Below are 25,897 nucleotides of genomic sequence, written 5' to 3' on the forward strand. Positions count from 1 at the left end.
AAATTGCTGGCATTTCATGCATTTCTAATGCACGATCCTGAGCTCAACTCCTGTATCAATTGCCTTGATCACAGGAATTACTGCTCTTAAATCTTTTTTTATAATTACCACATCTGCGTAGGGACGCAGAATAGGTTTTGGATTAAATGCAATTGCATATTTAGCCCTTTTGAATATACATATGTCGTTGGCACCGTCGCCGACAACAATACATTCATCTGGAGCCATATTATTGGCAAAAGCTATCTGCTCAAGCATTTTTTCCTTTGAATTCTGAGTTGTAAGTGGTCCTCTGACTTCACCGGTCAGCTTTCCGTCTCTGACAACCAGTTCATTGGCAAAGATATGATCTATACCAAGCATCTCGCCAACATCGTCTGCTGCCAGTCTGAACCCACCGGATAACATTGCTGTTATATACCCTGCAGATTTTACATGTTTTATAAGCTCCCTGGCACCTGTCATTATTGGCATGTCCCTGACTGCTCTTTTTGCGTCTTCGAGTTCGAGTCCTTTCAGGAGTTTCACCCTTTCCTTTAGTGCCTGAGAGTAATCAATCTTGCCTTCCATTGCATCTTCTGTGATCCGAGACACCTCATCCAATACACCTGAGATTTTAGCAAGTTCGTCAATGGTCTCAGCATCAATGAGAGTGCTGTCCATGTCAAAAACAATTAATTTTTTCTCTGTGTCTATAGACCGGTTAGTACAGTTCACTTGATCAAACCTGAATTTTAGAAAATGGTATGGATAGTATTTGAGCAGTTATTATTTAACTGGGTTTGTGGGAACAATTGCTCACATCATTTTTAACCCTTTCGCCAGAAACAATACTTTGCTGGCACAATCTCAGATGAGAATTCAAAATATATCTATATAAAATCAATGTATATTTTTCTTACGGGTATCAGACAGTATTGGTGTTCATATTTGTAATATTGTTATTTGTTGTCCGTGCATTTACAATGGGTAATTGGATATAGATTTTTCCAAAAAGAATATATGCTAATTGGATAATTGCATTATGTGATTTATTATGGCAAAAATAGGATTCATTAAGTTAGGAAATCTGGGTATTAGCCAGGTTATTGAACTGGTACAGGACGAGATAGCAGCCAGAGAGGGAATCAGTATCCGTGTCTTTGGAACCGGCCCCAAAATGGGTAAAGATGAAGCTGCGTCTACAGAGCAGTTCAAGGATATGTCATGGGATGCTGATTTTTATGTTATTATAAGCCCAAACGCCAGTGCTCCCGGCCCCACTGCTGCCCGTGAGATATGGAAGGATGTGCCATGTATCATAGTATCAGACGGTCCAACCAAAAAAGATGACCGGCAGGCACTGGAAGAAGCTGGATTTGGCTACATTATACTCAAGGTTGATCCTTTAATCGGTGCAAAGACCGAGTTCCTTGATTCCGTAGAGATGGCATCATTTAACTCCGATGCAATGAAGGTACTTTCCACATGCGGTGTTGTGAGGCTTATACAGGAGGAACTTGATAAGGTTGTTGAACAGGTGGACGCAGGCAAATCTGGTTCAGATATAGAATTGCCACATATCCTTGCAAAGCCTGAAGTATGCGTTGAAAGAGCCGGATTTGAGAATCCTTATGCAAAGGCAAAGGCACTTGCTTCTCTCTTTATGGCTGAGAAGGTAGCACAGATAAATTTCCCTGCCTGCTTTATGATGAAGGAGCTTGAAGACGTTGCACTGACCACTGCCACAGGTCATGAAATGATGCGCGCAGCAGCAGAACTTGCAGTGCAGGCCCGGGAAATTGAAAAGATAAACGATACCGTTTCAAGGCATCCCCATTCCAAGAAAGGAAAGGTGCTTTCCAAGACCCGACTCTTTGAAAAACCTGCATGAAGTGCTGTCAAGCACTTTTTTTATTCTTCTTTTTCTCTTGGCATTGCAATTATTTCCCTTATTTGATTACTGAAGAAATCCTTGGAATGTGCAGGCCTTATTACTACTGACACATCAGCTCCATGTCTGGTACCACCAATTGCAATGATCTCAAGGTCCTTTGATACAGGTATATGCCCCGAATCCGCAGCCATGATGGTAACTTCCACAGCTACCTTGAACCCTTTTCCAAACAATGCTCTTAATGTATCTGATATCACATCCAGACGACTGGCTCCACCAAGCCGGTTGGATACTGCCCTTTCAATACCTGAGAACATATGCGATTGAGTGGTAACAACAACTCCCATATCCTCCAGTTTTTCCATATTTTCTTCATTCATTTCCCACTTTCCTTCTTCACGAAGTCCGTACTGGTGACTCACCGCAATGATCCTTATATTCCCCATCTTTTCCTGTTCAGCCTTTCTGGCAAGCTTTAGTGCAGTTTCACCGCTGGTACTGGCAACCACTATATAAGCTATCCCAAGTTCTTTTGCCCTTTTGAGTGAGTCTTCGATCACCTGATCTGTATTTTTCTCGCCCACTTCATCAAAATACTGTATATTTTTTTCCATTATCATTTACCTCCTGAGGATTAGTTGTATCTGAATATTGTTATCCATTCAGCTGTAAAAACGATGCTCTTATTTATTAGAATTTACTATATTATATATTTAACAGAATAAGTGGGTAAGTAAACAAAGGTGGTTTTTTGTCGCAAAATACTCATTCTTCGGATGACATAAATATTATTACAGATGAAATAAGATCGCAGAATCCTATACTTATAGAGGGTTTTCCTGGCATAGGTCTGGTGGGAAACATTGCCAGCCAGCACATAATAGATTCACTGGAAATGGAATATCGAGGCTCTATTGATTCTCGTTTTTTTCCCCCCATTGCAGTGCTGTATGAAGGCCTGATCAATATGCCTGTACGTATATATGAAAGTGAGGAACATAACCTTTTACTGGTGGTTTCAGATATTCCCATCAACCCAGCTGTTTCCTATGATATAGGTAAAAAACTGATTGAATGGGCAAAATCTATCAATGTAAAGCAGATTATCTCCATTGCCGGCATTGCCACAATGGAAGATGAAACAAAAGTCTTTGGTGCAGCAACCGATGAAAATATGCTTAATATGATCAAGGATAATGTGGAAATCTTCCAGATGGGTACAATATCCGGAATATCCGGCAGTGTAATGACTGAATGCATGATACAGAAAATGCCTGCAATAAGCCTGCTTGGAGGGACCCAGACTCAGAATCCGGACCCCAGAGCGGCGGCAGCAGTTGTTGAAGCCCTAAATAAACTCTATGACTTTTCGATAGATACAGAAAGTTTGTTTGAACAGGCAGAAAAAATAGAACTTGAAATGCAGAGACTTGCAGAGGAAGTCAAGTCAAGTGAAGAAGGACAGCAGCCAAGAAAAGAATTCCCCATGTATGGGTGATACTATGAACTATGTAGCATTAACTGGAATTTCAGAAAATGTCGTTCGCCAGCTGCGTGATAATGTTCTGCTGACTATTGAGATCCGTAATCCTAAAAATTTCTATTCTGCGCTTAAACTAAATGTTGGTGATTACGTACTGTTAACTTCAACCGGTGCAGAGGACGTTCGTAAAGGTACTGCTGGTATTGTATGCAAGGTGATGAAGCACCAGGTATCGACCCACAGGATGGTCCAGGCCAATGGGATGTTTTATGAAGAACGTGAGATGACAATGGCACGATTGCAGCTAAATCCTAAGGGTTCGGCCCGCATAACCAAGATAAATTCCAATGGTTTGGGTGAAGTGTCATGTGTAGAAGCAGAACTGATCACCTGCTACGATGCCCGCTAAAATACACTTTTCAGGACTGAAAGTTCTGGATTGAAATTTTTTATTTTTTTTGAGCATATTATTTTCCTCAATACTCATTCCAGATAATTTATTTTTGATACTGTTATCTACTTACTTCTGTTGTAGCCATTCCATGGATATAGATAAATTTATAAAGTTTGAATCAGTTCATCTTTTAAAATTTAATAACTAAAAACATTAAATAATTTATAAAGATGCATCATGTCTTACAATTAGAAGAGGTCCAATAATGAATATAATCTCAGGATCAAATTTCAAATTTATCAAATATCCAATCATGTTGATTTTTATAATTACTATATCAACAGGCAGTGTGGGAGGAGCTGTTTATGAATTACATTCTGCTGAAGAACTAATCATTAAAGATCAAACAGTAAAGGCGGAAGCTGAGGATATTGAATTGTTTAGATTTAATCTATCTGCAGATAATAATGAGATACTTCATTCCGTATCTTTTAAAATAACCGATGAAGGAACAGGGGTAAAAAATACTGACATCTCAGGCGCCTCTATTTATTACTCGATGGATGGAATTAGTTTAGATGAGAAAGTTGGACATGTAAGTTCAGATGAGATCAATATCGATTCAATTACCGAGGTTATTGTTAACGATGAATTAAATTCTGAGGGAAAATGGTACATTGCTACGATTGATACGAGTTCAAACTGGTCTGATGAAGAACCTGCAGATTCAATTAAAATTCAAATTTATTCAGGAACTAATACTTATAAATTAGGTTTAGGACAGGGAACAATAGGTGCTACTGGTCTTGTAGGTAAGAATCTACTTATTGCAGATACAACACCACCTTTTTTTCATGAAGTTAGTTCTGATAGCTATTACTATAGAGAAGGCAATTCAATTTATCTTTCTGCAAATCTATCCGAAAGTGGATTGCTTGTTACTGCTGATTTAAGCGAAATTGATAATGATATGTCATCTGATTTTGTTTTGACCGATAATGAAGATGGAACTTATTCAGCTATAACTCCACCATTAGGAAATAATACTGAAGAAGGTGAGATAAAAGTAGTTTTTGCGGCTTTAGATAAAGCTGGAAATAGTTGCTTAAATGATTCTTTAAAAATATTTGTGGATAATAAAAGACCAAGTATATTCAACATTTCATCTATGAATGAGTCTGGCTGGTACAGATCCGGTGATATCATTGATATTGCTGTGGAGTTCTGTGAGATTGTGGAGGTTGAGGGATCACCTGTTCTGGAGATAGATGGTGGTGGTCGGGAGGCTGTGTATAGAGAAGGGAGTGGGACCGAGTTTCTGGTGTTTGAGTATGTTGTGAAGGAAGATGATGAGTCTGGTGAGCTTAATTATGCAAGTGTTGATTCTCTGAGCCTGGGTGAGGGCAATATTACTGATCTGGCCGGTAATGAGGCATTTCTTGAACTGCCTGGTCCGGAAGATCCAGACTCTCTGGTTGGCGCAGGTATATTTATTGATAATGAGGTTCCACACGCAGATACAGGTGTGGATAAACTGGACGTACATGCAGGTGTTGCTTTTGAACTCGATGGCAAATCATCCTATGACGAAGTGTCTGGTATTGAGTCATATCAGTGGGATATGGGAGATGGTAATATTTCTGACGGTAACAGAGTATCCTATACATTTTACGAACCTGGTACATATAATGTGACACTTACTGTAAAAGACAGAGCCGGGAACATGGCATCCAGTTCAATGGATTTGATGGTGGAACTCATGTCCTATGATCTGGAACTGGATGAAGGCTGGAATCTTATATCATCACCTTTTTTTATCAATAACAGGCAAATATCTTCTGTCCTCGAAGATCTGGATGGTCTAAGATCGGTCTGGACATACAATACAGAATCCCGTGAGTGGGTATCCTATAAACCCGGACTGGAGTATACAGGTGCACTTGAATCAATAGATCCAGGCAGAGGATACTGGATTGAAATGGATGAACCTGAAACCTTTACATTCAGGGGTTCTCTCTGGACACAGGAACAGAGATCTCTGCAATATCCGGTCCACATGGGTTGGAATTTAATAGGTCTTCACTCGCATGATCAGGAAGAAGCTGAAGGGTATCTGTCAGCTATCTCTGGAAACTATTCTCCCACAATCCACAGCTACCAGGATGGCAACTGGTATATGATAGATGATGATAATACAAGTAAATCCATTCTCAAACCGGGCTCAGGTTACTGGATATATCTGCATGAAGATGACATGCTGACCAGATTTAAAGATTGATAAATGAATGATCTGACTCTTTGGATGGCATCCATGTATTCGAAGAAATTTCAAAAAAAATTTGTATATGTAACGCTTTTTTCAATTTTTCTTATCCTGATGTTATTTCCGGTAATGGTAGCCTCTGAATCAGATATTCCCTCTATTCCTGAAAGATTTTATGGACAGGTGTATATAGACGGTGACATTGCAGATGATGGAACTGTTGTATCTGCATGGATCAATGGTACTGAGGTTGAATCACAGCAGACGTATAATGGAAGCTATGGGCATTCTACTGAATTTCACGTACATGGAAATAATGGTGATGAAGTCGTGTTCAGAGTAGATGATTCCATGGCAACCACACATTATCTAATCCAGGGCAGTATATCAGAACTTGATCTGGATATTATCATTGATGATGGTACTGATAAATCCACAGATCTAACCACAGGCTTTTCAGGCGGGTCAAAAGTGTCTGAGAACATTGGAGGGTTGTATGATCTTGTATTCTCTGGAAAAGGGTCTCTGAAAGCTGAATATGATGATAATGTGCTTTTAAGAGAGATAAAATCAGGATATGTTGAAGACGAAATGAGGACCGAATATATATTTGATCGCCACAGCGCTGATTTGAATCCAGCACGCGAAGTTGAAATTACTTCCAGTGGATATGCAGGCTCAATGGTAATGGTGGTCGAGGTTCTCAAAGATGTATCCCGGCGAACATCTGTACCTCCCGGAAATATTTATCAGAATCTGCATATATGGGCATGGAATGGCTGTGTTGTTGATGGTCTTATACACAATCCCATAATTCATTTTTCGGTAAAGAAATCATGGTTGACTGAATATGATATCCAGCCAAATGAAATTTATCTTCTTGGATATGATCCAATATCTAAAAAATGGCAACAGGCCCACACCGTTTATGCAAGTGAATGTGAAAACTATTATCATTTCCATGCCGCTGTTTTCAGGTTATCTTATTTTGCCATTGTATCCATAAACGAAGATATATATACAAAAGGAGATGCTGAAATCAATACTGGAAAAACCACTCCAGACCATGAAACAATAGATCAGAGCTTTGAGGATGACAGCCAACTAGAGGACCTGAAGATACATGCATTGGTCAGGTCACTGGGATTTGGGACAATTATATTTCTGACCTTGCTGTCAATGCTTTCCATCATAGCTGTTTATGGATATGCATATGAAAAGATGGAATGAAACAACTTAAAAAAGATCAATCTACTTTTATATTTAATCAGATGTTTTGGGGATCAAGGACAGCCCTGCTTCTATTTTTGCTGCCACTGACTGGGAGATTCCGACAGGCATTTCATGATCGCTGTATCCAGTGTGCTTCCTTGAACCTTTACAACCCACTGAAATTGCCAGTCCCTTCTGTAAAGGCAGAATTGTACAGTCAGCACAGACAGAGGCAGCTCCGATAGTATTGATATTTACTCTCTCGCCTGTATAGTATGAATATGCCTGTACCACTTTCATTGCTTTTTCAGGGGTCAGATATAGGACCATTACATCAAAATATCCATTGTTAGCATGAAGTGGCTCTATTTTGATCGGATATGCGCAAGTATCTTTTCTGGGCAGGGATTCTGCAGCCATCTGTGCAATATCTCTGCTGGCGTATCTGCCGGATTTGAAATAATATTCGGATGGCACATGGTCATCTGCTCCAAGAATGTATGATCCAACCCTGCACCTCTGATCAGATATCTGAAATGATTCCCCATAACGTGCATTTAATACAAGTTCACAGAAAAGTTTATCTGATCGGGACCCTACGATCTTATTATCGTTGAAAATTATACATACAGGTTCGCCACTGCTCATCAGACCCGCAAGGCATGAAAATTCGCTACTGTTCATGTTTGATCTCCTGTTTAATTCTACCTGCCTCCAGATGGGCGTTTCTGGTGGTTTCCGGGAGCTTGTATCCGCGAAGGCAGTTTCTAACAACTGTAAGGGAGGTTTTTACAGATACTCTATGACCTGGAGCTATTACAATAGGGTTGCTTCTTTTTGATGATTTTAAGTACCATCCAACCTGTCTGCCATTATATTTCAGTGGTTTTGCATCACTTACATTTTGTGGCTCATCTGAAACCCCGCAAAGAATCTTCTTTGCAATTCCTATGGTAGGCATATCCATAGATACTCCTATATGTGTAGCAAGACCTGCCATACGTGGATGATTGATGCCACAGCCATCGATCATGAGTATATCCGGAATGTTTTTTAGTCTCAGAACTGCATTGATCATTGGAGCTGCTTCCCTGAATGAGAGGAATGTTGGTATGTAGGGAAAAGTTACAGGTTCAATAACTGCTGCTTTTTCAATAATTTCCATGGTGTCGTAGTCCATAACAACAGCAGAACATATGATCGAATCTTTGACAAATGCACAATCAGCCCCTCCTATGAGATGCAGTTTATCGAAACGATCTTCAATAGTAACATATTCTGATATTTCATGCTGTATCTTGATCAGTGAATCTCTTTCATATGATTCAGGATATATTAACTGGGTTTTGTTAAGCCTGTTCAATCGTTGCCCTCACTGTAATGAATACAGGTCCTCTGATATCTATTCTCTTTTTAATCCCTGTAATATACCGATGTGCCAGAGAGTCTATCCTGATATTGATCTCTGAGGGTACTTTGACAATACGAACTCTTGTTTCCATTTCAGGATCGCCGTTCTCCACAGCTTTTTCGATATCTCTTGCAGCTTTTGCTGCAAAAGCGTCAATGAACCTGATTCCGGTACATGAAGCATTATTTTCAAATGCTCGGGCCCATTTTTTGGAACGTGGCAGACCCAGTATATCATTTTCAAAGACAACAATTTCATTAAATACAGCAGGTCCGCAAAGTTTGGTATTCTCCTCCGGCTCTGTAACATACACTGATACTCTTTTATTGTCAATTGATCCTTCCCATGCCAGAAATTCACATGGGCTTTGAGTGTCTCCATGTTCCTGACAGGTATGTACCAGCGATTGTAATATCTGTTCGCCATGAGGAGTAAGTGGTACTCTGTCTACATATATCAGCTTTGCAATCTCGCTATCTTTCATTTTCCAGCTGGAATATTGTGGCATGTGGGGATATGAAAGTGATCTTACATCATTTCCATTGTGAAGGATCATTGCTATTCTTTCTACGCCCAGCCCCAGATTCATTACTGGATAGGGGATATCATACATACAAAGTGCAGTAGGCGAATATATGCCAAAAGTTGCAATTTCAATCCATCCGTCACTATACTTGGTATTGGAGTTTTCAAGTTCCGGATGATATGCAAATACTTCAATCTGCGTATCAGGGATATAATACTTGCTTCGCTTCTCATCCGGCACAAACTTGAACTTTTCGAAACCAAACTGGGATAGCAGACCCTCAGCTACAGCTTTTCCAACATCGGAATTGATATTTTCATCCATGATCACACAGGATGCAGAATGATAGGTTATGAGCCTTGAAGGATCCTCCTGCTGTTCCCTTCTGAAGCATCGATCAATGGAAAACAGTTTCATAGGTGGCTTTTTTCTCCCTGCAATTGACGCAAGTGAAATGAACCAGCCTGATGTCATGTGGCTTCTGAGGGTGCGATTTGTAGGCTCAGGGATAAGTTCTTTAAATTCCGGGAATACCCGATCGATCATCTCAGCAACCTTTGAGTCAGATACATTAAGACCCTTAGAGACCTCATGTATCAGGTCATCACCTTCAATTTCACCTCTTTTATATCTGTGAAGTATAGATCTGATAAGTTCTATATCTTGATCCCCTACAGATCCCAGTATCTGCTGGATATTTTTCACTTTTTCATCAGAAATGCCTACGTTTGGTCTTGGAAGACCTGCAAGATAGAAACATCTGTCAAGTACTGCCAGTGCCTCATGACCAAACTGTTTGTGAACATCCTTTTCATCAACGATCAGAGGATTCATTATTTCATCAAAGCCCATTCTCATGTAAGCTTCCCTCAGTCTGTGAATAGTATCATATACAGGGTGAGGTTTGCCGTATTCCATTGTGATACGGGGGTACTGTTCATTTAGACCCGGTCTTTTAATAAATTCAGTACTTTTTCTCCAGGCAGAATCAAAATCCTGTCGACTGTGCTCCCTGGTTTTCCTAGGATCAAATTTCATGATGTTGCCTCTGTAATGCAGATTCAAATTTTGTCATGGATTCTTCTAACTTTTGCTGTCCCAACGCATTTGTAATATCCCCTGATGTACGCTCGATCAATGGGCGGATCCTGTCGGTCTTATGTCTGAGTCCTTTTACGATCACATCAGGATAATCAAACATGATCAAAACTGAATATATATCTTCCATTAAATTGAGATATATCTCGCTTTCCTGTGCAGTGCCTCTACGTATCATGGATAATATATGTCTTCTAAGTTCACCAGGAATGTCTGCCAGCCCATTAAGGTATGCTGCATAACTGACATTGAGATCTTCGGGAGAAGGTACTGTTTCCAGGTCTGCTTTTTTATATATCAGTCTATAGAGAATACTGCATTCCACAAATTCCTGCTGGGCATGTTCTACAAATCCTCCATAATAAACATCAGGATAGGATGTAAGTTTCTGATCAATTGAAGTCAGTAACTGAAGTGATTGATCAATATGGGAGAGGGCTGTGGTCGGTTCTTTTCTATGAATTGCAAATATTGCTTTTCTGCAGTTTCGAACAACCTCTCGAGATATTGATATTGTACTATCCCGAGCATTCTCTTTTGCGTCCAGGTCTTTGAGAATCTTGCTTGTTATTTCATTGTTCATTATATACGAAGAATATTTATAGGGTATATATAATACTGGTTACTTCTATCATATAAAATATCTTAGCTCTAATATAGAATCAGATAGAAAACGATTATACAACTTTATATGGGATACAGCTGTTTTTTTAGATCATCAGAAATATCTTTATGTAAATCAAAAAAATGGACAGGACAGTTCTGATCATCCATGTGCACGTATAATTGTATCCCAGATAATGAACGTTCAGTCCTCATCAACTGGTATTGTTTCAAGCTGGCTTGCAACATTCCATATGAGAGTTCTGGTATGTAATGGAATGTTTGGATCATTGCTAAGATCTTCAAGTATTGATATACTGGATGCAGCCCTCATGAACAGAGGATCATTTTCATTATTCAGTATTTTCAGAACTTCGTTTGCGGATCGTCTTATGTTACGTGGAACTGAGTTATCGTTTGCTATGTGTTCTAGTACCTGTGTGGATTGTTTTATAACTTCTTCAACATCATCTGTCATATAGATCACCTTAAAATAACTGTAGAGTAGAAAATAAGATTACTTAAAACATGTTTAAATAAGTATATGATATAAAAATACTTTTGTTTAGATCTCGATTATGGTATGTTTTATGTATGCTTATTAAGGAGGAAATGAATTTGGTAAATCCTGAAGAAGAACAAGAAAATATCAAGAAAATATCCAGACTGCTGGAAATGGGCGCAACAATGCTTGCACAACATTGTGAAGGTTGTGGTGCACCAATGTTTAGATACAGTGGTCAGGTTGTATGTCCTGTCTGCGATGTGGAGATGAAAAGTGATTCTCCCAGAAGGGACCATGTATCTGAAACTTCACCGCAGTCCTCTATACCTGATAATAAAGAGGATAGGGCTGTAAGAAGTCAAGAAACCACATCTGTTCCACAACATCCACCTTCCAGATCAGGTGCTATATCACATAATAGATCCGGCACCGGGGATGAAATAGATCAGGCTGCAGATCTGATTGCAGAAAAGATCCTGGATATCAGTTCTAGCCTTCAGAATGAAAATGATCCAAGAAGACTGCATGAGAGCTTTGAATTGATTGAAAAGGGACTGATTCTGTTTGAAAAAATGAAGAGGTTCAGATGAAGGTGTGGCTGGTAATCTATCTACCCTTTAACACAAATTTCTCATTTTCATTTTAAGGTATGTTTCAGGCCTTGTAATCACTTTCCAGAATTTCTCTGATCCTTTGAGCTGTTTTTGGGCCTATCAACTGGACTTTCATCAGTTCCTCTTTACTGGCCTGGATCACATTTTCCACAGTAGTGAAATGTAATAGGAGATTTCTGGCTGCCTTTGGACCTATATCGGGAATTGCTGAGATGATATATTCCTGTTGCTGTGAAAGGGAACGGGACGATTTTTTCCCATGCATGTTCACGTCCCGTTTCATGTCGGTCTGCTCGCGCTTTGCAAGCAGGTGGATCAGAGATGCACTGTCCTCTGGGTCACGTGTATAAAATACCGAAACCCCAAAATCCATAGATATGGAAGCAATTGTTCCATGTATTGCATTGGGATTGATCTTATGGGATGTAAATAATCCTTCACCTTCGATTATGAGTACTGGTCTTGAATATACTCTGGCAAGGTTTGAAATCTGCTCAAAAAGAGTGCGGTCGATCAGTGAACTGACAAAATCAGTTGCATCCTTTCGCTCAATTGCGCACCTGTCACTTACAAGATAGTCTCCAACTTCAAGTGTTTTTATCTCAAGGGCCGTATTCAACCGGTCAAGTGATCGCAAAACAGTGCTTCTTCCCTCTCTCTGATCCGCTATTACTCGAATTTGATCGCACTCTTTGTCAAATTCACAAAGATTACACTGCCCGGTCTTATCTGCAGTATTGCTTTCAATTGTTTTATTATTATTATTCCCGTTATCGTAAGCAGATAATGAGGGATTTGTTTCAACTGCGGACTGCTGTGTATTGCCATTCATAAGTCCTGTCAGATGCTTCATATTGCTTTGCATCTTTTTTTCTTTATTGACACTGCTCCAGTAATATGCCTCATCTCTTGTACCCCGCGTGACCAGTACCACAACTCTTCCCCTGTGCTTTCTTCCAGTTCGCCCTTTTCTCTGGATGCTTCTGATCTCTGATGGCACTGGCTCATAGAACAGCACAAGATCGGTTGCAGGTATATCCAGTCCTTCTTCTGCAACAGAGGTAGCAACAAGTACATTAAAATCTCCGGATTTGAACTTTTCAATAATTTCAACCTGCTGTTTCTGGGTAAGACCTTTATCCTTGTACTTTGAACTCTGGCCTACAAATCGTACAGGTGAGATCCCTTCAACCTCTGACAGCATGCAAGTGACCATATCGGCAGTATCACGGTAATTGGTGAACACTATGACCCTGGATTCGGGATTTTTTTGTAACTGATCCTGAACAATATTCTTCACATAGTTTAGTTTTGGATGTTCAAGATCCAGTCCTTTCAACCTGTGTACAACCTGTCTCATGTAGAGATCTTCCCCCAGTCGTCTGGAAGCTTTGCTCCCGCCCTTTGAACCCGCCTCATTCTCCAACCTCTGGATATATCTGGTCAGGGATTCAATTCCCTGGGTCTCTGCAACTTCAATGGCATGATTGACCTTCATGATCTCTGCTATGAGCGATAGGCCGGTGTATACCTGCGGATCAGGATATCCGCGAAGCTGGGATTGAAGTCGTTTCTGCATTCCAAGAATCTCTGTTTTTGATGTCTTCCTGGGATTGGAAACCGGATAGCCGGCTTCTGCAAGTTTTTTGAATCTGTCATCCATTATTCTTTCCAGAAGTTCCTTTATTTTTTTCAGTTCATCAGGCAGATTCACATGTACCCATTCAATGTCCTTTTTGTGGATATATGGTACAACATCACTGTCCTGTTCAGTCTTAACAATGACAGATTCTATTCTCAGGGACTCACACACCTGGTTCACCTTTTCACTTGAACTGCCAGGACTTGCAGTAATAGCAAGAATATGGGGATTTTCACAGCTTTGAAAATATTTTTCAGAAATAAAACTGTAAGCATAATTACCCACTGCCCTGTGGGCTTCATCAAAAGTGATGTGGGATACATCTCCCAGATCTATTCTGCGGGCAATGAGATCGTTTTCTATTACCTGGGGTGTGGAAATAATTATCTGTCCCTGATTCCACAGTTCAGCACGTTTAGCAGGGGACAGGCTGCCGGTGAAGGTCAGTATGCTGCTTTCCTCTATCTCAAGTACATTTCTCAAAAAAAGGGAATGTTGCTCTACCAGTGGCTTGGTGGGAGACAATAAAAGGATTCTTCCTCCATATTTTTCAAGCCGGGCAACCATTACCATCAGTGCAACAATTGTTTTTCCAAGGCCTGTAGGAAGAACTACCAGACTGGGCTTTTTCAGAGCTTCTCCTGCCAGATTGAGCTGATAGAGCCTTTTTTCTACAGTATTCTTTTTTATCAGAGGATGCTCGATATAATCATTCATGCATTTGCACATTAATCCATTTGATACTCTGGTATTTTCAGTTTTTGACTTTCAGTCTTATAGGAATTGCTTCGGTATATATTTAGACATGATGCAAGCAGGGTGAAAGTATGTGGTTCTATCGAATGAATCACATTCATGCCACATCCATTATGCAATATTTATTTAATCTGCATTTAGTATACCAGTATTATCCTTATACGGTCTCACCAGCTTCTGCAAATGCCCGCTGTCCATGGATCAGACCATACAGCAGCTCTTCAAGCCCATCCATTGTAGATCTAATCTGTTTCATACTGTCACGATCACGAATTGTAACTGTTGAATCTTCAAGTGTCTGATAATCAATGGTTATTGAATAAGGAGTTCCGATCTCATCGTTCCTTCTGTAACGCCGTCCTATGGTTCCTGAATCATCATAGACAACCATCAGTCCTTTTCTTTTAAGGGAATTAACTATCTTTTTTGCAGGTGTAATCAACTCATTTCTTGTAAGAAGCGGCAGAACAGCGATCTGTATGGGTGCGATCTCAGGCTTAAATCTGAGTACAGTTCTACTCTCTTCTGACTCATCTCTTTCTTTTACAGGAACGGTTTCTTCCTCAAAGGCATGCTCCATTGTACAGTACAGTATTCTGTCAATACCGTACGATGGCTCGATTACATGAGGTACAACAGTCTCTCCACTTATCTTAACTGTTTCTTCGGTAAAGTTAACCATATCTCTGGGAACTGATACTTCGTCTCCATCAACAACTACTTTGATGTCATCACCAGTATCTATATCTTCCCTGTCAAGATCTTTTAGTGCTTCAGCTACCTGCTTTGCTTTACCCTTGAAAACAGGTCCTATTTTTCCCATATCAGGTTTTACCGCAAAACGTGTGGAAATCACCGGCTCATCATATTCGATGTATACTGAAAGATCCTGCTTGCTGATCTTAGAATGAGCCTTCAGGTCATAGTCGGTCCTGTCGGCGATCCCTACGGTTTCAATCCAGCCAAAACGGTCGGTCCTGATCTCTGCATCCCAGCAGTCAATTGCATAATGGGCCATTTCATCCTTTTTGTGCTGTCTGAACCTGAGATCATCTGGACGAATCCCAATTCCTGTAAGGAAACTATGTGTGAGTGCAATGTGGTACCCCAAAAATTCATGAGCAATAATTCCATCTTCCACTGCCTGGCCAACTGTGATCTTTTCAGCAGTTCCCATTTCCTTGCAATCAGATGGACATATACTGATCAAAGTATCCGCAACTTTCTGGAATTCAGGATGTTTTTTATGTTTTGGGTTGATGAATATTTCAGCTTCTGCCTGTGTGAATTCACGAAGCCGGATGACACCCTGCCTGGGGGATATCTCGTTTCTGAAAGATTTACCTATCTGCGTAGCTCCGAAAGGAAGCTTTTCTCTGTAGTACCTGGCAAGTCTCTGAAAATCGATAAATATTCCCTGTGCAGTTTCCGGACGCATATATCCTTCTCTTCCATTCCCTGGTCCAATTCCCGTTTTAAACATGAGGTTGAATTCGTATGCACATCCAAGATTTCCGCCACATTCAGGACATGTAACATCCTTATCATGGATTACATTGTCAAGCTCTGTATTGGTCAGAGCATCTGCAAGCTCTACATGATTCTCTACCAGATGATCTGCACGAAATGCTTCTCCACATTCCAAACATTCACAAAGGGGGTCGGAAAAACCACTTATATGTCCCGAAGCCATGAACACATCTTCAATACCGATAGTGGGAGTCTCTATTTCCATGAATCCTTCATTGATAACGTAAAATTCACGCCACATATTCTCAATACGTCTCTTCAGAGTGCATCCAAGAGGTCCATAATCATAGAATCCTGCAACTCCCCCATACAGTTCAAAGGAATTCCACAAAAATCCTCGCCTTTTTGCCAGCTCAATTACCTGTTCATACCTGTCCATTGATACATCCTCGCAATAGATTGCAAATATCTGTCCTGGATCAACAATATTAAATCCTGTATAATATGAATTATACTGTAATAACTGATGTAGTAATGATATATTGATAAAGTATTCATAACATCGACATTTTCATCACATTTAACAGTATCGAGAATATAATTGAAAAATAAATAAGCAGGTGTGATTGTAGATCACAGCATTTGCCTGGATCTGGATCACGGATACTGTACTACTAAATTACTGGGGTTTACAGATGTCAAGGGATTTATCACAAAAAGATATGCAGATTATGTACCGTCTTGCACCGGAGATCAGAGAAAAGGAATCAGTACCTTATCGTTCAATCCTTCCTCCGGTCTCAAAATTTTATGCGGCTTCAGTTGAGGATTTCAGGAAAAGGCTTGGTAATCTTTCTGATGAGGAATTGAAATATATAACCGAGCTTATTTTTGAGGGGCAGGAATGTCTCAGATGTCTGGAGGAGCCCTATGTCCTTGCTTTTATAGATGTGACCGGACAGAGATTGCCCCTGGAAATATCTGAAAATTTGAAGGGAATATACGGGTTGCTCAAATAATTTTTTTTATTTATCCAGTATCTCCTCAACGCTGGCTCCTTCATGTACTATTTTAGAAATATCTGACATTAACTGTGCTGGATTAACTGACTGGAACACATTTCTTCCGATAGCAACACCTTTTCCACCTGCCTGCAGTGAATCATGTATCATCTGCAGCAATTGCTGTTCGGTGTCCATCTGCGGTCCACCTGCCACAACTACCGGTACAGGACAGCCGTTTACGACCTCCTTGAATGAATCTATGTTGCCTGTATAGTTGGTTTTGATAATGTCTGCACCAAGTTCAGCTCCCACCCGTGCTGCATGCTTTACATACTCAACATCGTGTTCTGCTATGATCTTTGGTCCACGGGGATACATCATTGCCAGCAGGGGCATTCCCCATTCATCACACATCTTTGCAACATGTCCAAGATCATGAAGCATCTTTGCTTCGTCATCTGCACCTATGTTTATGTGTACTGATACCGCATCTGCACCGACCTTTATTGCTTCTTCAACTGTGGTAACAAGCACTTTGTGATTGGGATCGGGCCCAAGAGACGTGGATGCTGATAAATGTATAATTAGGCCGATATCCCTGCCATATCCACGGTGCCCGTGTTTTGGAAGACCCATATGTCCAAGTACAGCATTTGCTCCTCCTTCCGCAACAGTATTTACGGTTTCCGGGAGGTTGATCAGACCATTTATGGGTCCTGCACCCACACCATGGTCCATTGGAACAATTATTGTATTTCCCGTATTTCGATTGAAAATACGTTCAATTCTCACAGATTTGCCAATAGTGCTCATGAATTGCAGTTATTGCCTGATGATACATATTCTTTACGATGAACATATGCAGGTATTGGAGCGGTACCTGTTATTTTCCCAGTAATTGTATTTGAATTATTTTAGATGTTCTCGTTCTGGTATATTCCTGAATATCCATTCTCAACACTGGCATCAAGCCGATAGAACAGAAGCTGCATGATACGGGCATTTTCTCTGAGATGGAATCCTTCGGTATTGTAAACAACAAGCATACACTCACTTCTTCCTCTGTACCCTGCATCCCATACTGCGGTTTCAAGAGTTGCTCCGCATCTGATAAGGCTTGAACGAGGTTTTGCAATAGCTGCAAGATTATCCGGTATATTGACGATTTCATTTAGGACTATCTTGTAATTTCCGGGTCTGAGGAATATCCAGCCGTCATCAAACTCGAGTTTTGTGGATGCAGGTATTTCTCTGCAGGAATTATCGTAATCTACCTTACCGGGTCCTTCCAACCTTTCCACACTTTTGAGTGTCATTTCCACTCCATTGGGCTGGATCTGAAGACTCTCATCAATCAAACCTTCCAGAAGCGGCGGATCTTTACGAATCAGTTCTCTGAGTGTTTTTTCTGATAATAGTGACATATCTTGCTGTATGTAACAGCAGTATTAAATACTATTGAATTATCAAATAAATAAAAATGATAAGATAGTGCAAGATGAGTGAAGTACTTAAATTTATTCTTTAAGCCTGAGTGGTTCTCCACAGCACATAAACCCATCATCTGCACAGCAGCCGGTATCTATTCTGCATTCCTCACTACATTCTTTAATAACCTGTAGCTCAATACCGCATTCTTCACATGTGTATACCTGTCCTTTTTTCATATCAAAGCATGAAACTCCCTGAGTCATTTACGATACCTCCTTTTATTGTCCGGTAATAGAGATTAGGCTATTCACGATCAAGTTCTCAACCCGGATTCCCCAATCTGGTTACTGGTACTATTGGACTGGTTTGTATAAATTGTTTTTGTTCAAAAGAACCTGATAAACAGGTTTTAATAGTTGTGATCCTGTTTATGCTCATATTTTGTCAACATGCTTAAGGAGGTGAATGAGTGCACGTGGTGCACCTATGCTCATGTTCCACATATCCGGTATAAAAAAGGTTATTCATTACGATACAATTCAGCGAATTTTGAAGTATTACAAATGTCCTGATAATTGCAATGCACACTGCTGCAGGAACGGCAGTATTCATTTATTTGAAGAAGAGAAGAACAATCTGGTGCGTGCATATCCTGAAAGGGAAACAATGATCAGGCCTGAAAAAAATGTAGTTCAATTATATCTGATCAACTCACCTTGTATGTTCCTGAACTGTATAGGTCGCTGTGAAATATATAATGAAAGACCAGTTGTCTGTGGACTCTATCCTTTTAAAGTCGACCGGTCAACTGTGAGCATAGGACTTCAGCCCTGCCCTGTTGGCTTTGATATCATCAGAGACTTCACTTGCTGGATTGTGGAACATATATCATGCTCTGATCACGTATCAGGAGATGATAAGCAACAGCTTATCAAAGAGTGGGAGACAGAGCTTGAATTCTATGCAGGAGAACTGGCTCTCTTTTTCAAAAAGAGTATAATAAAAGAACTGATTATCCCATTCACGGACCTGGAGATGTTTGCAATTTATGTGGACGATAAATTTATCTCTGCAGAATCTGTGAAAAGTGCAAAGATCGCAGATAATATTCCTGTAATTTCTCCAGATGAATTGGATCCTGACACTTCATTAATGCCATGTAGCTGAATATTTATTTATAATTTGTATCCGCTGATCAGGGAACCAATACCATTGCACAGATATCCAATTCCATAAGCCTAAAATAGATTGCTGACCTATTTATTATTATGAATTCCATTGATGATCTTGTACAATCACTTAATTCCAAACAGCAGGCTTATGTAAATCTGAATCTTGAGGATCCGGAAAATGGTGAATACCTTCTTGGAGTATTCCATCTGATACCCGGTGGTAAAATGAATATACTCCAGGCAGCTTCAGAGGTTGCAGCAGAATCGTCCACAGGGACAAATTTTAAGGTAAATACTGAAACCGCCTTTTCCAGGACCATGAATGCTCTGGTCTATAAACTTGACCTGGATAAAAATCTGGTCTGGATAGCTTACCCATGGAGACTTTTTGACAGAGGAGGGAATGTACAGAATATTCTCACATACATAGTTGGAAATATTCTGGGAATGAAGGAGATCAGTGCACTAAAACTACTTGACGTCTGGTTCCCGCCTGCTATGCTTGAGCAGTACGATGGTCCAAGCTATACTCTCGATTATATGAGACAATATCTAGGAGTTTATGACAGACCTATACTTGGTACCATTGTCAAGCCAAAGATGGGGCTGACATCTGCAGAATATGCAGAGGTATGCTATGATTTCTGGACAGGCGGCGGAGATTTTGTCAAGAATGATGAACCCCAGGCAAACCAGGATTTCTGCCCCTACGAAAAGATGGTCATGCATGTAAAAGAGGCCATGGATAAGGCAGTCAGGGAAACAGGACAAAAAAAGGTACATTCTTTCAATGTTTCAGCTGCTGATTTTGATATAATGATCCAGAGATGTGAGATGATCAGGAATGCAGGATTTGAACCTGGTAGTTATGCATTTCTTATTGACGGGATAACAGCAGGCTGGATGGCGGTGCAAACCCTGAGAAGGCGCTATCCTGACGTATTTATTCATTATCACAGGGCAGGACACGGAGGATTCACACGACCCGAGAACCCTATTGGATTTTCAGTACTGGTACTATCCAAATTTGCACGTCTTGCAGGTGCATCAGGAATTCATACAGGAACCGCAGGTGTTGGAAAGATGAAAGGGACCCCTGAAGAAGATGTTGTTGCAGCACACGGAATTCTTTACTTTAAATCCAAAGGTCATTTCTTTGAACAGATTTGGACCAAGATTATGGAATCTGATAAAGATGCTGTAAATATTGTCAACGAGGACATGTCCCGTCATATTATACTGGAAGATGACAGCTGGAGAGGGGTAAAGAAATGCTGTCCTATAGTCTCTGGTGGTCTCAATCCTGTCAGACTCAAACCCTTTATAGATGTGATGGGAAATGTGGATTTCATAACTACAATGGGCTCAGGTGTACATTCACATCCTGAAGGAACAAAGGCTGGAGCAAAAGCACTGGTACAGGCCTGTGATGCGTATCTCAAAGGTATCGACATTGAAGAGTATGCTAAGGATCATAATGAACTGGCCCAATCCCTTGAATATTTCTCAAAGGCAAAAGAAGGGGTTTGATTTTCAGTAAATATATTTGGGAAGATAAGTCCACAAACACATAAATGATTCCAGGATAGTTTTAGTGTTAACTGAACTCCAGATCAAACATCTCCTTTAGTGCTCTAAAATCCCTGTCATTTAGCAGGGCTTCGAGTACTTCTTTTGGAGCAATTATCCTGATATCATATGGAATATACTGATCCCTGGAAGATGTTTTCTTTTTCATATCTATTATATCCAGTCTGTATAGCTGTGCAAGTGTTTCAGAGACGAATCTCAGTGACCTGCAGCTTTCATTCATCTGCATGCATAACCTGTAGTAAATATTGTTGATCTGTGATGTCCGTACTTCATCATACATCTGTTCACTGTAAAATATTGAAAGTAATATCAACTTCTTGTGGAGTGAAAGATTTTCAGCAGACTTGATCGCTACATTCTGTTCAAGTAATTTCTCAGCCCTACAGACATGCTCAGGCCTGATCATTTCATCATTTTTATTCTCCGCTATCCTGGCTGAGGTAAGGAGCAGATCAATGATCTCTCCTGCATCATCATGTTTGAGGCATAATTGAATTATTTCATTATCGTACGACCCTGGCTGGAATAATTTTTCAGCTTTTGCAGTTGCAATATCAGTCAGCTGCTTTTTATCATAGGGTAACAATATGATTGGTTTTATATTATTAATATTCTCAAAGTATATGTTATTGATAATTCCAATTACTGTAATGTTTGAGAATGGTTCCATCAATTTCATAAAATAGTAGATAAGATCTGATTCTTCCAGTTCATCCAGGATTAAAATGACATGTCCATGAAATTGGCTGAAAAGCTTTATCAGTCTTTTCTCATGGCTATCAATGAACTCATCGATTTTCTCGCCAGAGATCCCCTGCTCTTTTTCGAATGTATCGATCAGTTCTTTCAGGATCTCAAGTTTGGTCCGACTGCGTTCACAGTTAATATAATATGAACTTACATTTATCTGGCAGTCTCTGGATTCCATGATCAATTGCTCTACAGCTAGCCTGGCCAGTGTTGTTTTGCCTGTACCTGCAGGTCCATAGATAACTATATCTTCTTCTATGGTTCCCCTGTCAATAAGACCTGACAACCTGCTGTATACCTGTGTAATCTGCTGGTCAAGGTACATCATCTCATTAAGTGATGCCGACACAGAGGCAGTATTAGAATAATCTGGATCTTTGAATATTTTTCCTCTGCTCTTTTTGGCCACACAATCAACTCTTTATTCTCTTATGAATAAGTGCCATAAAATTATCTAATTTTTTATAATTTCTGCAGGTTTTTGATTTTATGCATTTCAATACAATAATGTTTTCCAGAGCAATTTCCCCGTGGCCTGGATGGATCACACTTTTTGTACAGATTATTATTAATGATCTATGATTAATAAGTCTGACGAAAAATACTACTTTGAGGCATTTATCTATTTACTTTTTTAGAGTTTAACATACTGTTGTGATAACGGATATCATCAAGATAGTGGGCCCGCTGGAATTCGAATCCAGGACCTCCGCCGTGTGAAGGCGACGTCATAACCAGCTAGACCACGGGCCCGTTTATCTGTAATAATCTGTAAATGATATTTGTATTATTTTAGATTATCTCTTTTTACACATGGTCTGACAGAAATTAGTCGGACAGATTATTTCACACAGACCACCCCTCACACTTTAGCTTTTTTTACCTGAAGTTAGGACTATGAGAATACTATAAAGCTTATCTTTATAGGTCAATATCAAATATTTCTAATATCTGATGCAATGTTTATAGATATGTTATGTATGATGTTATTGTTGTAGGTGCAGGTCCTGCAGGATCAACTGCTGCCAGATATACTGCTATGTCAGGTCTGCGTACAATGCTGATCGAAAAAGAAAGATTTCCGAGAATCAAACCCTGTGCAGGTGGAGTGAGCCGGTATGCACTTGAAAATCTTGGTATTGAACTTCCTCCATCCCTGATCGAGAAAAGGATCAAAGGTGCAAGGGTATGGTACAAAAATTCATATATGGAATCAATGAATGACGAGGAGGTTGCAGTAACTGTTCAGAGGGACAGGTTTGATAAATTCCTTGCTGACCAGGCCAGCAGGGCAGGTGCAAATTTCTTGGATAATACTCCTGTAAAAGGTATTGATATTGATAGTGACTGTGCAACAGTGCACACTGAGCAGGGATCATACTGTGCGAAAATGATCATAGGTGCCGATGGTATGAATGGCGTATGTGCGCGAAATGTGCGTTCCCCTTACGGTAAGGAAGAAGTTGCATTTTCAATGGAAGCCGAAATTCCTGTAAATGATGACTTTCTGGACGATAATCTGTCCAGTATGGTACAGTTTCATTTTGGAGATGTTCCAAGGGGCTATGGCTGGGTGTTTCCAAAGAAAGACCGGATATGTGTCGGTATTGGTGAAATTGGCCCTGACTGGAACAGGCCTGTGGATTCTTACAGACGATTTCTCAATAAACTGGGCATGGACTATGTTAAACCCCGGGGGTACATGCTTCCGGTTGGTGGACATACCCGAAATACATACAATGACCGTATTCTACTGACTGGGGACTCAGCAGGACTTGTGGATGCCTTCCTTGGGGAGGGGATTGCCTATGCGATCATGTCAGGAAAACTGGCTGCAGAAACCGCAGCTTGTGCCCATAAATCTAATAACTACTCGTCTTACAGTCTATCAACTTATCACCGCAGATGCCAGAGGGAGTTTGGTTCTGATCTTAAATATTCACTCTTATTGTCCAGGATATTCTACAAAAATCCGGATATTTTTGCCTCAATGCTTATTCGGCACCCTTCTTTGCTGGACAGGTTTGTTCTGCTTGCAACTCCAGATTTCAATTATGGATCCTATTTGAAATGGCTTATTCCACGTCTTCCATTCTACGTAGCAAAAGAATTAATATCCTCAAAGGTTTAAAACATAAAAGTTATGGACGTTGAGCAGATTATCTCGGACCTGAGAACACTTTATCCACAAAATTTCTTTTACCTGAGACATGATCCCTTTTATGTACTGATTTCCACTGTTCTCTCTCATCGAACACGTGACGAGATTACATACAGAGCATCCAGCAGACTGATGGATAAGTTCAGATCTGCACAGGAAATGGCAGAGGCAGAAGTTTCTGAAATTGAAGAGCTCATAAAGGATGTGGGCTTTTACCGGGTCAAGTCCAGGCGTGTAAAGGAAATTGCAGAGATACTTATGTATAGATATGGTGGTGAGGTTCCGGATAACTGTGAGTTACTGCTTGAGCTGCCCGGGGTTGGAAGGAAAACCGCAAACTGTGTTCTTCTATATGCATTCTCAAAGGAGACCATAGCTGTGGATACTCATGTACACAGGATATCAAACCGGCTTGGTCTTGTAAAATCATCCACACCTGATGAAACTGAGGAGAAGCTGAAGAAAATTTTACCCCGGAGTTCGTGGAAGGATATCAATGAACTGTTTGTACAGTTTGGACAGAATATATGCAGACCTGTATCTCCAAAATGTGATATATGTGTACTGTGTAATATCTGTCCCGGATTGTTCTGAAAAGTTATGTTCAATATAAAATCTAATATATGATGATTATATTCTTAGGAACCAATCCATTAAATCTGGCTATTAAGTAATCAGGATAATATCGAAAATAGTTATAAAAGCAGGATGAATAAATATGTTATTGATAGGTGAAGCTTTAATTGGCGAGGGATCAGAACTCGCACACATTGACCTTATGGCAGGCGATAAAGCCGGCCCTGTGGGTCAGGCATTTGCAAACGGGATGACGCAACTATCGGCAGGACACACTCCTCTGCTATCGGTTATCCGTCCAAATCTCCTTACAAAACCGACAACACTTATTGTTCCAAAGGTTACTGTGAAGAACATGGAACAGGCCTCGCAGATATTTGGTCCTGCCCAGGCAGCGGTCGCCAAGGCGGTTGCAGACAGTGTTGAAGAAGGTGTCATTCCAAAGGACCAGGCTGAAGATATTGTAATTGTTGCAAGTGTTTTCATTCACCCAGACGCATCAGATTATAATCGCATTTACAGATATAACTACGGTGCAACAAAACTTGCATTGAAAAGGGCTTTTGATGCTTTCCCAGATGTTGATACTGTTCTGCATGAGAAGGACAGGGCAGCACATGCTGTCATGGGATTCAAGGTTTCCAGGCTGTGGGATCCTCCATACCTTCAGGTTGCACTGGATAACCCCAACATAGATGCAATTCTTGGTGTAATCAGGCAGCTTCCAAAGAGCGATCACCTTATACTGGAAGCAGGTACTCCTTTGATCAAGCGATATGGTGTTGATGTTATATCCAGAATAAGGGAAGTGAAACCAGATTCATTTATTGTTGCTGATCTTAAAACACTGGATACAGGTAATCTGGAAGCCCGCATGGTTGCAGACTCAACAGCTGACGCTATTGTAGTCTCTGCACTGGCTCCGGTTCCAACACTGAACAAGGCTATCAATGAAGCTCATAAGACCGGGATCTATGCAGTAATGGATACCCTCAATCACCCGGACCCTCTCTCTGTCCTGAAACAGCTTGATGAACTACCTGATGTTGTCGAACTGCACAGAGCAATTGATGTGGAGGATACAGAACATGCCTGGGGCAGTATTGAAGAGATCAAGAAATTGTCTCCTAGGATACTGGTTGCAGTTGCAGGCGGTATAAGAGCGCACACCATTCCTGCAGCACTGAAGGCAGGTGCTGATATTCTGGTTGTTGGAAGGGCAATTACCAATGCCAAGGATGTCCGGCAGGCTGCTGAAAATTTCATTGAAGGTCTGAATAAACCTGAAATAGATCAGTTCAGGGTAATGACAGACTTTTAAGGTATGGGCTACATATAGTCCCATACTTTATTTCAA

Annotated in this window: 25 protein-coding genes and 1 tRNA gene; 12 read left to right on the plus strand and 14 right to left on the minus strand. The window is 40.4% G+C overall.

Annotation, left to right across the window (positions count from 1 at the left end):
• Positions 1-24 precede the first annotated feature (24 nt).
• Positions 25-717, minus strand: a complete 693-nt coding sequence (gene serB / locus MZHIL_RS01260) for a phosphoserine phosphatase SerB (RefSeq protein WP_013897554.1) — start codon at positions 715-717, stop codon at positions 25-27.
• 319 nt (positions 718-1,036) lie between these two features.
• Between serB and MZHIL_RS01265 the strand changes: the two genes are divergently transcribed.
• Entirely contained in the window at positions 1,037-1,873 is an 837-nt protein-coding gene (locus MZHIL_RS01265) for a F420-dependent methylenetetrahydromethanopterin dehydrogenase (RefSeq protein WP_013897555.1), read from the plus strand.
• Positions 1,874-1,893: 20 nt separating this feature from the next.
• On the opposite strand, the gene MZHIL_RS01270 is transcribed toward MZHIL_RS01265, so the two are convergent.
• Positions 1,894-2,490, minus strand: coding sequence for a pyruvate kinase alpha/beta domain-containing protein (locus MZHIL_RS01270; protein ID WP_013897556.1), 597 nt, complete (start codon positions 2,488-2,490; stop codon positions 1,894-1,896).
• A 137-nt stretch (positions 2,491-2,627) separates the two neighbouring features.
• Here MZHIL_RS01270 and MZHIL_RS01275 point away from each other — a divergent pair, with 137 nt between their 5' ends.
• The 4 genes from MZHIL_RS01275 to MZHIL_RS01290 all read left to right on the plus strand — a co-directional run bounded on the left by MZHIL_RS01275 (position 2,628) and on the right by MZHIL_RS01290 (position 7,246).
• Complete coding sequence (locus MZHIL_RS01275; protein ID WP_013897557.1) at positions 2,628-3,374, plus strand: proteasome assembly chaperone family protein; 747 nt, start codon at positions 2,628-2,630, stop codon at positions 3,372-3,374.
• Between the two features lie 4 nt (positions 3,375-3,378).
• The gene (locus MZHIL_RS01280) at positions 3,379-3,768 is read left to right on the plus strand and encodes a DUF473 domain-containing protein (RefSeq protein WP_157209608.1); all 390 of its coding nucleotides are present in this window, start codon (positions 3,379-3,381) and stop codon (positions 3,766-3,768) included.
• Between the two features lie 250 nt (positions 3,769-4,018).
• Positions 4,019-6,031 (plus strand): PKD domain-containing protein, encoded by a 2,013-nt coding sequence (locus tag MZHIL_RS01285; protein ID WP_013897559.1) that lies wholly within the window; start codon positions 4,019-4,021, stop codon positions 6,029-6,031.
• Between the two features lie 3 nt (positions 6,032-6,034).
• On the plus strand, positions 6,035-7,246 hold the full coding sequence (locus MZHIL_RS01290) for a PGF-pre-PGF domain-containing protein (RefSeq protein WP_048815429.1): 1,212 nt from the start codon (positions 6,035-6,037) through the stop codon (positions 7,244-7,246).
• 33 nt (positions 7,247-7,279) lie between these two features.
• Here the strand turns inward: MZHIL_RS01290 and MZHIL_RS01295 are convergent, their stop codons facing one another.
• From MZHIL_RS01295 to MZHIL_RS01315, 5 genes are all read right to left on the minus strand, one after another.
• Positions 7,280-7,912 carry a DUF169 domain-containing protein gene (locus MZHIL_RS01295; RefSeq protein WP_013897561.1) on the minus strand — a complete coding sequence of 211 codons (633 nt, stop codon included), beginning with the start codon at positions 7,910-7,912 and terminating at the stop codon, positions 7,280-7,282.
• A complete protein-coding gene (locus MZHIL_RS01300; protein WP_013897562.1) occupies positions 7,902-8,591 on the minus strand; it encodes an endonuclease V in 690 nt (229 codons plus the stop codon). Before MZHIL_RS01300 ends, MZHIL_RS01295 begins: the two co-directional genes overlap by 11 nt.
• Complete coding sequence (gene sepS / locus MZHIL_RS01305) at positions 8,578-10,203, minus strand: O-phosphoserine--tRNA ligase (RefSeq protein ID WP_013897563.1); 1,626 nt, start codon at positions 10,201-10,203, stop codon at positions 8,578-8,580. The genes MZHIL_RS01300 and sepS overlap by 14 nt, the downstream gene beginning before the upstream one ends.
• A complete protein-coding gene (locus tag MZHIL_RS01310; protein WP_013897564.1) occupies positions 10,193-10,846 on the minus strand; it encodes a translin family protein in 654 nt (217 codons plus the stop codon). Before MZHIL_RS01310 ends, sepS begins: the two co-directional genes overlap by 11 nt.
• 225 nt (positions 10,847-11,071) lie before the next feature.
• A complete protein-coding gene (locus tag MZHIL_RS01315; RefSeq protein ID WP_013897565.1) occupies positions 11,072-11,344 on the minus strand; it encodes a UPF0147 family protein in 273 nt (90 codons plus the stop codon).
• A gap of 134 nt (positions 11,345-11,478) precedes the next feature.
• Between MZHIL_RS01315 and MZHIL_RS01320 the strand changes: the two genes are divergently transcribed.
• A complete protein-coding gene (locus MZHIL_RS01320; protein ID WP_172633389.1) occupies positions 11,479-11,961 on the plus strand; it encodes an Sjogren's syndrome/scleroderma autoantigen 1 family protein in 483 nt (160 codons plus the stop codon).
• Between the two features lie 64 nt (positions 11,962-12,025).
• On the opposite strand, the gene MZHIL_RS01325 is transcribed toward MZHIL_RS01320, so the two are convergent.
• Positions 12,026-14,344 carry a DEAD/DEAH box helicase gene (locus MZHIL_RS01325; RefSeq protein ID WP_048815431.1) on the minus strand — a complete coding sequence of 773 codons (2,319 nt, stop codon included), beginning with the start codon at positions 14,342-14,344 and terminating at the stop codon, positions 12,026-12,028.
• 196 nt (positions 14,345-14,540) lie between these two features.
• Positions 14,541-16,292, minus strand: coding sequence for a glycine--tRNA ligase (gene glyS, locus MZHIL_RS01330; RefSeq protein ID WP_013897568.1), 1,752 nt, complete (start codon positions 16,290-16,292; stop codon positions 14,541-14,543).
• Between the two features lie 256 nt (positions 16,293-16,548).
• Here glyS and MZHIL_RS01335 point away from each other — a divergent pair, with 256 nt between their 5' ends.
• On the plus strand, positions 16,549-16,872 hold the full coding sequence (locus MZHIL_RS01335; RefSeq protein ID WP_013897569.1) for a hypothetical protein: 324 nt from the start codon (positions 16,549-16,551) through the stop codon (positions 16,870-16,872).
• Positions 16,873-16,878: 6 nt separating this feature from the next.
• Here the strand turns inward: MZHIL_RS01335 and MZHIL_RS01340 are convergent, their stop codons facing one another.
• From MZHIL_RS01340 to MZHIL_RS10610, 3 genes are all read right to left on the minus strand, one after another.
• The gene (locus MZHIL_RS01340; protein ID WP_013897570.1) at positions 16,879-17,670 is read right to left on the minus strand and encodes a 2-amino-3,7-dideoxy-D-threo-hept-6-ulosonate synthase; all 792 of its coding nucleotides are present in this window, start codon (positions 17,668-17,670) and stop codon (positions 16,879-16,881) included.
• Positions 17,671-17,771: 101 nt separating this feature from the next.
• Positions 17,772-18,281, minus strand: a complete 510-nt coding sequence (locus MZHIL_RS01345; RefSeq protein WP_013897571.1) for a deoxyuridine 5'-triphosphate nucleotidohydrolase — start codon at positions 18,279-18,281, stop codon at positions 17,772-17,774.
• Positions 18,282-18,374: 93 nt separating this feature from the next.
• Positions 18,375-18,551 (minus strand): hypothetical protein, encoded by a 177-nt coding sequence (locus tag MZHIL_RS10610; RefSeq protein WP_013897572.1) that lies wholly within the window; start codon positions 18,549-18,551, stop codon positions 18,375-18,377.
• A gap of 202 nt (positions 18,552-18,753) precedes the next feature.
• Here MZHIL_RS10610 and MZHIL_RS01350 point away from each other — a divergent pair, with 202 nt between their 5' ends.
• Positions 18,754-19,455: a YkgJ family cysteine cluster protein gene (locus tag MZHIL_RS01350; RefSeq protein ID WP_013897573.1), complete on the plus strand. Its 702-nt coding sequence runs from the start codon at positions 18,754-18,756 to the stop codon at positions 19,453-19,455.
• Between the two features lie 101 nt (positions 19,456-19,556).
• On the plus strand, positions 19,557-20,990 hold the full coding sequence (locus MZHIL_RS01355) for a ribulose-bisphosphate carboxylase (RefSeq protein ID WP_013897574.1): 1,434 nt from the start codon (positions 19,557-19,559) through the stop codon (positions 20,988-20,990).
• A 67-nt stretch (positions 20,991-21,057) separates the two neighbouring features.
• Here the strand turns inward: MZHIL_RS01355 and MZHIL_RS01360 are convergent, their stop codons facing one another.
• Both MZHIL_RS01360 and MZHIL_RS01365 read right to left on the minus strand, forming a co-directional pair.
• Positions 21,058-22,212, minus strand: coding sequence for a Cdc6/Cdc18 family protein (locus tag MZHIL_RS01360; RefSeq protein WP_013897575.1), 1,155 nt, complete (start codon positions 22,210-22,212; stop codon positions 21,058-21,060).
• 270 nt (positions 22,213-22,482) lie between these two features.
• Positions 22,483-22,556 (minus strand) — tRNA-Val (locus tag MZHIL_RS01365).
• 223 nt (positions 22,557-22,779) lie between these two features.
• Here MZHIL_RS01365 and MZHIL_RS01370 point away from each other — a divergent pair.
• From MZHIL_RS01370 to MZHIL_RS01380, 3 genes are all read left to right on the plus strand, one after another.
• On the plus strand, positions 22,780-23,934 hold the full coding sequence (locus tag MZHIL_RS01370; protein ID WP_013897576.1) for a geranylgeranyl reductase family protein: 1,155 nt from the start codon (positions 22,780-22,782) through the stop codon (positions 23,932-23,934).
• Positions 23,935-23,946: 12 nt separating this feature from the next.
• Positions 23,947-24,558: an endonuclease III domain-containing protein gene (locus MZHIL_RS01375; protein ID WP_013897577.1), complete on the plus strand. Its 612-nt coding sequence runs from the start codon at positions 23,947-23,949 to the stop codon at positions 24,556-24,558.
• Between the two features lie 124 nt (positions 24,559-24,682).
• On the plus strand, positions 24,683-25,861 hold the full coding sequence (locus MZHIL_RS01380; protein WP_013897578.1) for a bifunctional 5,6,7,8-tetrahydromethanopterin hydro-lyase/3-hexulose-6-phosphate synthase: 1,179 nt from the start codon (positions 24,683-24,685) through the stop codon (positions 25,859-25,861).
• The last annotated feature ends 36 nt before the right edge of the window (positions 25,862-25,897 follow it).

The sequence above is a fragment of the Methanosalsum zhilinae DSM 4017 genome (genome assembly GCF_000217995.1).
Classification (GTDB): domain Archaea; phylum Halobacteriota; class Methanosarcinia; order Methanosarcinales; family Methanosarcinaceae; genus Methanosalsum; species Methanosalsum zhilinae.

Coding starts and splice junctions, on each gene's coding strand:
- glyS (WP_013897568.1), bottom strand. CDS start 16,292: ATGGACAGGTATGAACAGGTAATTGAGCTGGCAAAAAGGCGAGGATTT.
- MZHIL_RS01280 (WP_157209608.1), top strand. CDS start 3,379: ATGAACTATGTAGCATTAACTGGAATTTCAGAAAATGTCGTTCGCCAG.
- MZHIL_RS01290 (WP_048815429.1), top strand. CDS start 6,035: ATGAATGATCTGACTCTTTGGATGGCATCCATGTATTCGAAGAAATTT.
- MZHIL_RS01265 (WP_013897555.1), top strand. CDS start 1,037: ATGGCAAAAATAGGATTCATTAAGTTAGGAAATCTGGGTATTAGCCAG.
- MZHIL_RS01345 (WP_013897571.1), bottom strand. CDS start 18,281: ATGTCACTATTATCAGAAAAAACACTCAGAGAACTGATTCGTAAAGAT.
- MZHIL_RS01325 (WP_048815431.1), bottom strand. CDS start 14,344: ATGAATGATTATATCGAGCATCCTCTGATAAAAAAGAATACTGTAGAA.
- MZHIL_RS01335 (WP_013897569.1), top strand. CDS start 16,549: ATGTCAAGGGATTTATCACAAAAAGATATGCAGATTATGTACCGTCTT.
- MZHIL_RS01370 (WP_013897576.1), top strand. CDS start 22,780: ATGTATGATGTTATTGTTGTAGGTGCAGGTCCTGCAGGATCAACTGCT.
- MZHIL_RS01310 (WP_013897564.1), bottom strand. CDS start 10,846: ATGAACAATGAAATAACAAGCAAGATTCTCAAAGACCTGGACGCAAAA.
- MZHIL_RS01380 (WP_013897578.1), top strand. CDS start 24,683: ATGTTATTGATAGGTGAAGCTTTAATTGGCGAGGGATCAGAACTCGCA.
- sepS (WP_013897563.1), bottom strand. CDS start 10,203: ATGAAATTTGATCCTAGGAAAACCAGGGAGCACAGTCGACAGGATTTT.
- MZHIL_RS10610 (WP_013897572.1), bottom strand. CDS start 18,551: ATGACTCAGGGAGTTTCATGCTTTGATATGAAAAAAGGACAGGTATAC.
- MZHIL_RS01315 (WP_013897565.1), bottom strand. CDS start 11,344: ATGACAGATGATGTTGAAGAAGTTATAAAACAATCCACACAGGTACTA.
- MZHIL_RS01270 (WP_013897556.1), bottom strand. CDS start 2,490: ATGGAAAAAAATATACAGTATTTTGATGAAGTGGGCGAGAAAAATACA.
- MZHIL_RS01320 (WP_172633389.1), top strand. CDS start 11,479: ATGAATTTGGTAAATCCTGAAGAAGAACAAGAAAATATCAAGAAAATA.
- MZHIL_RS01355 (WP_013897574.1), top strand. CDS start 19,557: ATGAATTCCATTGATGATCTTGTACAATCACTTAATTCCAAACAGCAG.
- MZHIL_RS01375 (WP_013897577.1), top strand. CDS start 23,947: ATGGACGTTGAGCAGATTATCTCGGACCTGAGAACACTTTATCCACAA.
- MZHIL_RS01285 (WP_013897559.1), top strand. CDS start 4,019: ATGAATATAATCTCAGGATCAAATTTCAAATTTATCAAATATCCAATC.
- MZHIL_RS01295 (WP_013897561.1), bottom strand. CDS start 7,912: ATGAACAGTAGCGAATTTTCATGCCTTGCGGGTCTGATGAGCAGTGGC.
- MZHIL_RS01350 (WP_013897573.1), top strand. CDS start 18,754: ATGAGTGCACGTGGTGCACCTATGCTCATGTTCCACATATCCGGTATA.
- MZHIL_RS01340 (WP_013897570.1), bottom strand. CDS start 17,670: ATGAGCACTATTGGCAAATCTGTGAGAATTGAACGTATTTTCAATCGA.